At 55.5% G+C, this 2510-nt stretch carries 2 protein-coding genes; both read right to left on the bottom strand.

Annotated features, from left to right (window positions below; all coding sequences use genetic code 11):
• Positions 1-121: 121 nt before the first annotated feature.
• Complete coding sequence (locus HQL56_19560) at positions 122-334, bottom strand: hypothetical protein (GenBank protein ID MBF0311714.1); 213 nt, start codon at positions 332-334, stop codon at positions 122-124.
• Between the two features lie 167 nt (positions 335-501).
• Complete coding sequence (locus tag HQL56_19555; protein ID MBF0311713.1) at positions 502-1902, bottom strand: VWA domain-containing protein; 1401 nt, start codon at positions 1900-1902, stop codon at positions 502-504.
• Positions 1903-2510: the final 608 nt, after the last annotated feature.

The following is a 2510-nucleotide window of genomic DNA, read 5'->3' as shown; positions in this document are numbered from 1 at the left end:
GAAGCGATTTCTCATGAGATTCAACCGTGCCGGGCAGGAATTGCGTTAAATCGGGAACCATAACCGATTTGATTTGCCTCTTACAAGACAAACCGTGCAATCCGCGCAGGATATCGCCTTCTCACTGCCCTGCTAGGTGGGAGAAGTCGATGACGGCATGCTCCGGGATGGGCTCGGGATTCGGCAGAGCGGACAGCCCCAGTAGAGCGCATTCAGCCTTGGTAATGCCCATCACACCAACGGAGAAGAGGTTGAGTTGTCGGATGTAATGCTCCCAGGCGGGTTTCGGTTCGATCAGGTTGCCATCATAACGCGGTATAGCCGCAATCAACACCGCAAGGAAAAAATCCCAGGGCGTCGCCCTGGAGAAAGTCGGGGGGATAATCCCCCCGAACTCCCATTTACCTGAACAGATACCTTGAAAATAGGCATACCATCCCCGGTTTTAGCCCCCGATTTCACGATTTGTCTATGAAGTACCCGCAATCGTGCCAGAGGGGATCAGCGCCGATCCAGAGTCTGGGCCAACTTCAGCAGGTTGAGGAACTCCTGACGGTAACCGCCGGGATCCTCTCCCTTGGACTTATTGCCCAAATCCATGATCTTGTCGTAACTGAAATCCCCCAGATAGGTGCTATTCTGAAGCTTCTGCCCCGCAGCGGCCACCGCAGCGGCAAAACGGAAATCCGACGGGGTTTTTTTCAAAGAGATGAACCGCGCCTCATCGTTGATGGGCTGTTCGATGAGCTTGCTGCTCTGCTCTCCGGGAAGCTTGTAGCGAATTTTGAGAAAGGCGTACTCATCCCCAGGGAGAGGGGCAGTGGACTCTTTTTTTGCCTTGGCGTGAGATTTGGCGTAGCGCAGGGCATCGTTTTGCCGAGCGGGGCTGCCCACCATGGTCAATTCGTAAAGCGCGGTGACGGTGTGTCCGCTGCCCAAATCCCCGGCATCAACTTTGTCGTTCTTGAAGTCCTCCCGCGCCAGCATGCGAGTTTCGTAGCCGATAAGCCGGTATTCCGCCACCCTCTCGGGATTGAACTCCACTTGGATTTTCACGTCGTTGGCAATGGGGAAGAGGTTGGCGCTCAACTTGTCCACCAGAACCCGGCGGGCCTCACTCATGGAGTCGATATAGGCGGCCACCCCGTTACCGTGTTGGGCCAGGGCCTGCATCATGGTGTCGTTATAATTCATCTCCCCCACGCCCAACACCGAAAGGAAGATACCGGTCTTGCGTTTGGTGACGATAAAGTCCCTGAGAACATCCACAGAGGTGATGCCCACGTTGAAATCGCCGTCGGTGGCCAGGATCACCCGATTGATGGCCTTGGGATCAAAGTGCTTTTCCGCCATCTCGTAGGCCACCTTGAGTCCCGCGCCGCCGGACGTGCTTCCCCCGGCCTGGAGACTTTCGATGGCGGCCAGGATGAACTCTTTTTCCGAGACCGGAGTGGGCGGCAGCACCACACCCACGTTACTGGCGTAAACGACGATGGCCACACGGTCCTCGGGACGAAGTTGCTCGACCATCATGGCGAAGGCTCTTTTGAGCAGAGGAAGCCGGTTCTGGTGCGCCATGGAGCCGGAGATGTCCACCAGTAGCACCAGATTGGCGGAAGGACGCTCCTTCGGTGGCGTGGAATAACCCTTGATCCCCACAAGCATCAGCTGCTTTTGCTCGTTCCAGGGGGCGGGGAACAGCGCCACCGTTGGCTTGAACGGTGGATCGGCGCCGGCAGGAGTTTGATAGTTGTAATCAAAGTAGTTGACCAACTCCTCCACCCGCACGGCATCGGCGGCGGGAAAACGGCCCTCATTGAGCAGCTTGCGACCAAAAGCGTAAGAGGAGGTATCCACATCGGCGGAAAAGGTGGAGACCGGCTCCTGTTCCACCACTTTCACCGGGTTGGGGATTGCTTTGGGAAATCGCTCCCGGTTTTGCGATATAAGCATTGCTGGGGGAGGCGATGAGGATATTGCTGGGGGAGGCGATGAATATACAGCATCATGGGGAATACCAACGCCTGCGGAGCATGCCGCTACCACCAAACTCAAGGCCAACAGCAAAGGTGCCGCCAGGGGAAAACTCGACAACATGGGCCCAGGTATTGGCATGCAGGTTCTCCTGAAATCAAGCTGTTAAAAATAGTAAGCGGTAATGAAGGTTACATTCATACCCCATATTTTAGCAAGGATTTTCAGGTGATTCGGATGCCTAACGTCTTATTCCATAGTGTATGCCAAAGATGGATAGCCGCCCCGGCGATCCCCTCGGTGAAAAGTCGGGCAAGGATCAGGGCGCACCTACTGTGATCCTGTCCTCGAAAAGTCTGATTATACAACAGGTTGGGAGTAGTCTTTTCTCCCCTATGCCTCGGCCAGTGAGAAGGACGGGATCATTTGAACAGTCCAGCCAAATCCAGCCCAACCACTCCCCCTGCTCGTGATGGGCTACCAAGGCAACTCTCCCGTTGACTTTTCGGTCAAAGAACCGCAAGGTGCGGGGTTTC

This window comes from Magnetococcales bacterium, assembly GCA_015231925.1.
Lineage (GTDB): Bacteria > Pseudomonadota > Magnetococcia > Magnetococcales > JADGAQ01 > JADGAQ01.
The sequence above is the reverse complement of the archived record's forward strand: the minus strand, read 5'-3'. Positions and strand labels throughout refer to the sequence as shown.